The sequence below is a fragment of the Sphingobium estronivorans genome (assembly GCF_008692605.1).
Taxonomy (GTDB): Bacteria; Pseudomonadota; Alphaproteobacteria; order Sphingomonadales; family Sphingomonadaceae; genus Sphingobium; species Sphingobium estronivorans.
In genome coordinates this window covers 25,698-32,933 of record NZ_LFCT01000037.1, presented here as the reverse complement: position 1 = coordinate 32,933, position 7,236 = coordinate 25,698, and the positions used below count along the sequence as shown (strand labels likewise).

General features: G+C 65.6%; 8 protein-coding genes. 4 read left to right on the top strand and 4 right to left on the bottom strand.

Going from position 1 to position 7,236, the window contains the following annotated elements; translation table 11 throughout:
- From F7P65_RS22220 to ispH, 4 genes are all read right to left on the bottom strand, one after another.
- Positions 1 to 188, bottom strand: a 188-nt coding sequence (locus F7P65_RS22220; protein ID WP_205452206.1) for a hypothetical protein, incomplete at its 3' end; no start/stop codon positions are given.
- A gap of 260 nt (positions 189 to 448) precedes the next feature.
- A complete protein-coding gene (gene rnhA / locus F7P65_RS20610) occupies positions 449 to 910 on the bottom strand; it encodes a ribonuclease HI (protein ID WP_150295219.1) in 462 nt (153 codons plus the stop codon).
- The gene (thrB, locus tag F7P65_RS20605) at positions 907 to 1,884 is read right to left on the bottom strand and encodes a homoserine kinase (protein ID WP_150295217.1); all 978 of its coding nucleotides are present in this window, start codon (positions 1,882 to 1,884) and stop codon (positions 907 to 909) included. The genes rnhA and thrB overlap by 4 nt, the downstream gene beginning before the upstream one ends.
- A gap of 4 nt (positions 1,885 to 1,888) precedes the next feature.
- On the bottom strand, positions 1,889 to 2,836 hold the full coding sequence (gene ispH / locus F7P65_RS20600) for a 4-hydroxy-3-methylbut-2-enyl diphosphate reductase (RefSeq protein ID WP_150295215.1): 948 nt from the start codon (positions 2,834 to 2,836) through the stop codon (positions 1,889 to 1,891).
- Between the two features lie 154 nt (positions 2,837 to 2,990).
- Here ispH and F7P65_RS20595 point away from each other — a divergent pair, with 154 nt between their 5' ends.
- The 4 genes from F7P65_RS20595 to nagZ all read left to right on the top strand — a co-directional run bounded on the left by F7P65_RS20595 (position 2,991) and on the right by nagZ (position 7,236).
- Entirely contained in the window at positions 2,991 to 3,599 is a 609-nt protein-coding gene (locus F7P65_RS20595; protein WP_150295227.1) for a hypothetical protein, read from the top strand.
- A 109-nt stretch (positions 3,600 to 3,708) separates the two neighbouring features.
- Complete coding sequence (gene argS / locus F7P65_RS20590) at positions 3,709 to 5,436, top strand: arginine--tRNA ligase (RefSeq protein ID WP_150295213.1); 1,728 nt, start codon at positions 3,709 to 3,711, stop codon at positions 5,434 to 5,436.
- Positions 5,437 to 5,456: 20 nt separating this feature from the next.
- A complete protein-coding gene (locus F7P65_RS20585; RefSeq protein ID WP_150295211.1) occupies positions 5,457 to 6,173 on the top strand; it encodes an SPOR domain-containing protein in 717 nt (238 codons plus the stop codon).
- Between the two features lie 49 nt (positions 6,174 to 6,222).
- On the top strand, positions 6,223 to 7,236 hold the full coding sequence (nagZ, locus tag F7P65_RS20580) for a beta-N-acetylhexosaminidase (RefSeq protein ID WP_150295209.1): 1,014 nt from the start codon (positions 6,223 to 6,225) through the stop codon (positions 7,234 to 7,236).

Sequence of the window (7,236 nt, the reverse complement as noted above, 5' to 3'; positions counted from 1 at the left end):
GCCAAATGTTCTGACGACGGACAGTCTGGTGCAAGGCGGCTTACGGACACGATGCTCGCGACCGATGTCTCGACGACCCGCCTATGCTGGTGGAATGTCGGGGCGGGCAGGGTCCGCCAGTAGCTTAGTGATCCGACGAGATGCAGCGACTGCGCCGCGATCTCGCCCTCGAGGGCAAAGTTACGCATGGGTTTCTCCCCACGTTCGCCGACGACTTAGCCGGCTGCGGTTTCTGGATGAGAATGTCATCCGGAAAGCGGGAACGTAAGAAGAACGGATTTGGATTCAGGTGACCCAAAATTATTTTTAAGTGACGGGAACCTTTTGAGGCGTCGTCGCCAACTTATGCGATCCATATCACAATATTATTGCATTTTAAGTAGTTACGGCTCGAACATCAGTCCGAGCCGTAACCTATCGACATCTTATGCCGGGTCTCGTCGACAACTTATGCCGGACGCGACAATGTCCGAAAACGCTCCGCTGCGGCGCAGGCCAACTGGTCGGCGCGTTCATTTTCCGGGTGGCCGGCATGGCCCTTCACCCATTGCCATCTCACCGTGTGGCGGGCTGCGGCCTTCACCAGCAACTGCCAGATTTCGGCATTTTTGACCGGCTTCCTGTCTGCCGTCTTCCAGCCGTTCTTCTGCCAGCCGAACACCCATTTGGTGATGCCGTCCATCACATATTTGCTGTCGGTATAGAGCGTCACCTGACAGGGACGTTTCAGGGTTTCCAGCGCCTGCACCGCCGCCATCATTTCCATGCGGTTGTTGGTGGTCTGCGCCTCCCCGCCGGAGATTTCCTTCTCCGTGGTCCCAAAGCGCAGCACCGCGCCCCAGCCGCCGGGGCCGGGATTGCCCTTACACGCGCCGTCGGTAAAGATGTCGACTTGCGGCAGGTCGCTCATGCGCCGAGCAGGTCCGCCGGATCGGCGCTGGCGTAGAAATCGAGGCGGCGCAGATAGGCCAGCGGGTCCTTGCGCGTCACCATCGCATCGGCGGGCGTGTTGATCCAGTCATAGGCCCGCGTCAGCAGGAACCGCAGCGCGGCGCCCCGGCAGAGGATCGGGAAAGCCGCCCGCTCTGCGTCGGAGAGGCCGTGGGTGGCGGTATAGCCCGCGCACAGGGCTGCGGCGCGTTCGCCATACCATGTTGCGCCGTCATTGCTAAAGCACCATGCGCTGTGTGTGACGGCAAGGTCATAGGCGCGGATATCGGTGCAGCTGAAGTAAAAGTCGATGAGGCCCGTCACCTCATCGCCCAGCATCAGCACATTGTCGGGAAAGAGGTCGGCATGGATCACCGAGCGCGGCAGGTCAGCGGGCCAGTGGGCGTCGAGGAAGGCGAGTTCCTGCGTTACCCGAGCGCCAAGCCCCGGTGCGATCCGGTCGAAATCCTCGCCGCATTTCGCCGCGAGGTCGTGCCAGCCGGGGAGGTCGAGCGCGTTCCGGCGCTCAGCGGGGAAGCCTTCGGCGGCGCGGTGCATTTCGCCCAGCGCCGCGCCGGCCGCGCGGGCCTGGCCCACAGTCGGCTCGGTCAGGGAAATGCCGGTGAGGAACTCGATCAGGCAGGCGGGGCGCCCAGCGAGCTGCTGGAGCCGCCGTCCCTCACGATCCGCGATGAAACGCGGGACGAGGCAACCGCGCGCGCCGAGATGATCGAGCAGGTCCATGAAGAAGGGGAGGTCCGCTTCATCCACCCGCTTTTCATAAAGCGTCAGGATATAGCGGTGGCCGTTGCCGTCGTGGCCGGTGGTTTCGAGCAGGTAGTTGCTGTTCTCCACCCCTTCCGCAATGCCCTTGGCGGAGACGAGGCGTCCGGCGTCGTAGCGGGTGAGGAAAGCGTCGATCTCTTCGGCGGGAACCTGGGTATAGACGGCCATGGACTTACGCCGCCTCCAGTCCGCGGGGGAGTTTGAAGGCAATGCTTTCGCGGGCGGTTTCCACCTGCTCCTCCGTCACCGCAAAGCGTTCGCCGATCCGGTCCACCACTTCGCGCACCAGAACTTCGGGTGCGGAAGCGCCGGCGGTGAGGCCCAATGTGCGGACCCCGTTCAGCCAGGCGAAGTCAATATCGTCAGCGCGCCCGATCAGGCGGGCGGGGGTGCCTTCCCGTTCGGCCACCTCGACCAATCGCACCGAATTGGAGCTGTTGGGCGCGCCGATCACATAGAGCGCGTCGCAATGGGCGGCGATCGCCTTGACCGCTGCCTGCCGGTTGGAGGTGGCGTAGCAGATGTCCTCCCCCCTGGGCGCGTGGATCGCGGGGAAGCGGCGCTGGAGCGTTGCCCTGATCGCGGCGGTGTCATCGACGGAGAGCGTCGTCTGCGTCAGGAAGGCGAGATTGTCCGGATCGGCGGGCGTGAATGCCTCGGCATCCTCGACCGTTTCGATCAGGGTCATGTGGCCCGCATCCACCTGTCCGAAGGTGCCGATGACTTCGGGATGGCCCTTATGCCCGATGAACAGGATATGGCGTCCGGCGTCCACCTGCCGTTCGGCATGGCGATGAACCTTGCTCACCAGTGGGCAGGTCGCGTCGAGATAGTCGAGGCCGCGTTCCTCCGCCTTCGCCGGCACCGCCTTGGGCACGCCATGGGCGGAAAAGACCACCGGCAGGCCATCGGGCACCTGATCCAGTTCCTCCACGAAGATCGCGCCCTTGGCCTTCAGGCTGTCGACCACATATTTGTTATGGACGATTTCATGCCGGACATAGACCGGCGCGCCATATTTTTCGATCGCCCGCTCGACGATGGTGATGGCGCGGTCGACACCTGCGCAAAAGCCGCGCGGGGCGGCAATCAGGAGCTTCAGGGGCGGTAGCGCAGTCATGGGTTGCCGCTTAGGCGAATGTGGCTTCATATGAAAGCCGCTTCCTTTATGGTGCGCCAGTTTCGGTTGCGCGGTGAGCAGCCTATGGATAAGAAGCCCAACGCCTGTTCCCAAGGGATTGCCTGTGACCTTTTCTCGAATTGCGCTGACCGGAATGCTCGCCCTGGCCCTCGCGGGCTGTTCGCGGCGGGGTGAAATCGACCCGACCGGCGGCATCGTTGCCGTGCGTTCGGCCTGCCCGGTGGCGGCGATCCCGGCCCAGACCGGCGATGTCACCCTGTTCAATCCGGCGGGCAGCACGGACGCCCGGGCCATCGACGTGGTGGCGAACATCACCGACTTGCGTTCCACCTGCGCGGATGGCGAACAGCTTTATACCGAAGCGTCCTTCACCGTGAACGCCCGCCGCAGCGACGCGGGGGCGGCGCGGCAGGTGACGCTGCCTTATTATTCCGCCGTGGTGCGCGGCGGCAATGCCGTGGTCGCCAAGCGGATCGGCCAGGTCGTGCTGGACTTTCCCGCCGGGCAGTATCGCGCCACCGCGACCGCCAAGGCAGGGTCCTATGTCAGCAAGGCGGCGGCCACGCTGCCCGACGATATCCAGCGCAAGATCACGGAAAAGCGCAAGGCGGGCGATGCCGACGCGGCGATCGATCCCTTCGCGCAGCCGGACGTCAAGGCGGCCCTGCAACGAACCAGCTTCGAGTTGCTCGTGGGTTTCAACCTGACCCAGGATCAGCTCCGTTACAACGCTACCCGCTAAGCCCATTTTCCCGTTCGGGCTGAGCCAGGCCGAGGCCCCGGTACTTTTGCAGAAAGGACGGCCCTTCGACTTCGCTCAGGGCGAACGGAGTTGAAGGAAAGTTCGTCCCTTGTCCCTGTATAACCGCTTCACCGCCCATCTCGACGCCGTGCTCGACGCACTGGAGGCTGACGGCACGCTGCCTGCCGGCCTCAATCGCAAGCCGGTCACGGTCGAGCCGCCGCGCGACGCCAGCCATGGCGACCTTGCCACCAATGCCGCGATGGTGCTGGCCAAGCCGGCGGGCACCAATCCGCGCGCGCTGGCGGAAAAGATCGTCGCCGGCCTGGAAAAGCTGGACGAGGTCGAGGGCGCGTCGATCGCCGGACCCGGCTTCATCAACCTCAGGCTGACCGACGCCACATGGCGCGCCGAACTGTCCGCGCTCCATGCCGAGGCGGCCGATTATGGCCGCTCCGCCACGGGCGAGGGCGTGACGGTGAACGTCGAATATGTCTCCGCCAATCCGACCGGCCCCATGCATATGGGCCATTGCCGGGGCGCGGTGGTGGGCGATGCGCTGGCGACCCTGCTCGAACATGTCGGGCATAAGGTCATCCGCGAATATTATATCAACGATGCGGGCGGTCAGGTCGATGTGCTCGCCCGGTCGGCGCATGTCCGTTATCGTGAGGCGCTGGGCGAGGCTGTGGGCGACATTCCCGAAGGCCTCTACCCGGGCGACTATCTGGTGCCGGTGGGGCAGGCGCTGGCCGCCGAATATGGCGACGCCTATGTCGGCGCGCCGGAAAGCGAATGGCTGGTGCCGTTCCGCACCAAGGCGGTTGCCGCGATGATGGACATGATCCGCAGCGACCTCGCGCTGCTGGGCATCCATCACGACATCTTCTCGTCCGAAGCCGAATTGCAGGCGGCGGGCAAGCCGGACGCGGCCGAAAAATGGCTGCGCGACCATGACCTCGTCTATGACGGCGTGCTGGAAGCGCCCAAGGGCGAGACGCCGGAGGATTGGGAGCCGGTCGAACTGCCGCTGTTCCGCTCGACGAAGTTCGGCGACGATCAGGATCGGCCGATCAAGAAATCCAACGGCAGCTGGACCTATTTCGGCGCCGACATGGCCTATCATTATCAGAAGGCGCAGACCGCCGATCAGTTGATCGACATTTGGGGCGCCGACCATGGCGGCACGGTGAAGCGGATTCAGGCCGCCGTCGCCGCGCTGACGGAGGGGCGCGCGCGCTTCGACGTCAAGCTGATCCAGATGGTCCGCCTGCTGCGCGACGGCGAGCCGGTGAAGATGTCCAAGCGGGCGGGCAATTTCGTGACGCTGGCCGATGTGGTGCGCGAAGTGGGCAAGGATGTCGTCCGCTTCACCATGCTGACCCGCAAGGCCGACGCGCAGATGGACTTCGACTTCGCCAAGGTGGTGGAAGCATCGAAGGACAATCCGGTTTTCTATGTGCAATATGCCCATGCCCGGATCAGCTCGCTCGGCCGGCGTGCCGAGGAAGCCGGGATCGAGCTTCCCGCGCCCGACCTGTCCCGCCTTGGGACGGAGGAACTGGGGCTGGTGAAGCTCGCCGCGCAGTTCCCGCGCGTGGTGGAGGGCGCTGCTTCGGCCCGCGAGCCGCATCGTATTGCCTTCTATCTCAATGACTTGGCTTCCGCCTTCCATAGCTGGTGGAACCTTGGCAACGACAATCCGCAGGCGCGGGTCATCCTGACGGATGATCCGGCCACCACGTCTGCGCGGCTTTTCTTAAGCCGGGGAATCGGGCAGATCATCCGGAACGGGCTGGCGCTGATGGGCGTCGCGGCCTTGACCGAGATGCAGTAACCGGCGGAGGCACGGACAAGATGGGCGACTTTGCGCGGGGACGGCTGGACCTGGACGATGAGGATCGTCTGCCCTGGCTGGAACCCGCCATGGAGGATGAGGAGGAGCAGGGGCTGTCGCCATTGCGGCTGCTGGGCTTCATCCTGTTCGGGCTGGCGCTGATCGGCGCGGTCGTCGCCGGGGTGTGGCTGATCCAGAACCGCTCGGGCGGCGGCGGCGGCGAGGGCAAGCTGATCGCCGCGCCGGAAGGGGATTACAAGATCGCCGCCAAGGAAGCCGACGCCAAGAAGTTCGAGGGCGAGGGCGACGCCAGCTATGCCGCGAGCGAGGGCGTGGCGCGCGATGGCCGAATCGATCCGACTCGTGTGCCTGAGGCGCCGATCACGGCCAGCGGCGCGGCCGGTCCCGCCAAGCCTGTGGCGCAGGGCAAGCCTGCGCAGAGCGTCACGGCGCGGGTGACGGACGAAACCAACGCCAAGCCGGCGGCGGCGGCGGCCCGGCCTGCCGGTGGCGGGATGATCCAGCTGGGCGCCTATGGCAACCAGGCCTTCGCCAGGGATGCGTGGAAGCGCCTGTCCAAACGCTTCACCTATCTGGAGCCGCTGCCCATGACGATCGAGGAAGCGCAGGTGGGCGGCAGCACCGTCTATCGCCTGCGCGCGGCGGCAGGCGGGCAGGCCAGCACGCTCTGCGGCAAGCTGAAGGTCGCGGGCGAGAGCTGCATGGTGGTCAATTAAGGGACAAAGCCCTTCGACAGCGGGGCGTTCAGCGGCTACCATTGCTCCCATGAAACCCGTTATCTTCGGCCTTTCGGGCGAAATCCTGAGCGCGGATGAGCGCGCCTTCTTCGCCGCTGCCAATCCGGCGGGGTATATCCTATTCCGCCGCAATATCGTCGACAAGCCCCAGCTTCGCGCGCTGACCGACGATCTGCGGGCGCTGCACGGCCGCGACGACCTGCTGATCATGATCGATCAGGAAGGCGGGCGCGTCGCGCGGATGCAGCCGCCGGTCTGGCCCGATTTCCCGCCCGGCGCCGTGTTCGACCGGCTGTATGAGGTGGCGCCGTCCAGCGCCATCGCCGCCGCCCGGGCCAATGCCCGCGCCATTGCGACCACGCTGGCCGAGGTCGGCATCACCGTCGATGCGCTCCCCCTGCTCGATGTGCGGCAGGAGGGGGCGAGCGATATTATGGGCGACCGGACGCTGGGCGCCGAGCCGATGCGCGTCGCGGCGCTGGGCCGTGCCGTGATCGAGGGGCTGGCCGACGGCGGCGTGACCGGCATCGTCAAGCATATGCCGGGCCATGGCCGGGCGCTGGTCGACAGCCACCATGAATTGCCCATCGTCACCGCAGACGAGGACGCGCTGGCGGTCGATCTCGCGCCGTTCCAGACGCTCAAGGACGCGCCCATGGGAATGACCGCGCATGTCGTCTATACGGCCTGGGACCCGGACCTGCCCGCCAGCCTGTCGCCTTCGGTGATCGAGACGATCATTCGCGGGCGCATCGGCTTCGACGGGCTGCTGATGTCCGACGATCTCGACATGAAGGCGCTGAAGGGCAGCATCCCCGAACTGGCGGCGGCGACGGTCGCGGCGGGATGCGATCTGGCGCTCAACTGCTGGGGCCGGATGGAGGACATGACCGGCATCGCCGATCTGCTGCCGGAAATCACGCCGCAGGGCAAGGCGCGGCTCGACCGGGCGATGGCAGCGGCGCACAGGTCGAAGGCCGGGCCGCCGCTGGAGGACTTGCTCGCCACCCGCGACGCGCTGCTGGCGCCGGTCATGGTGTGA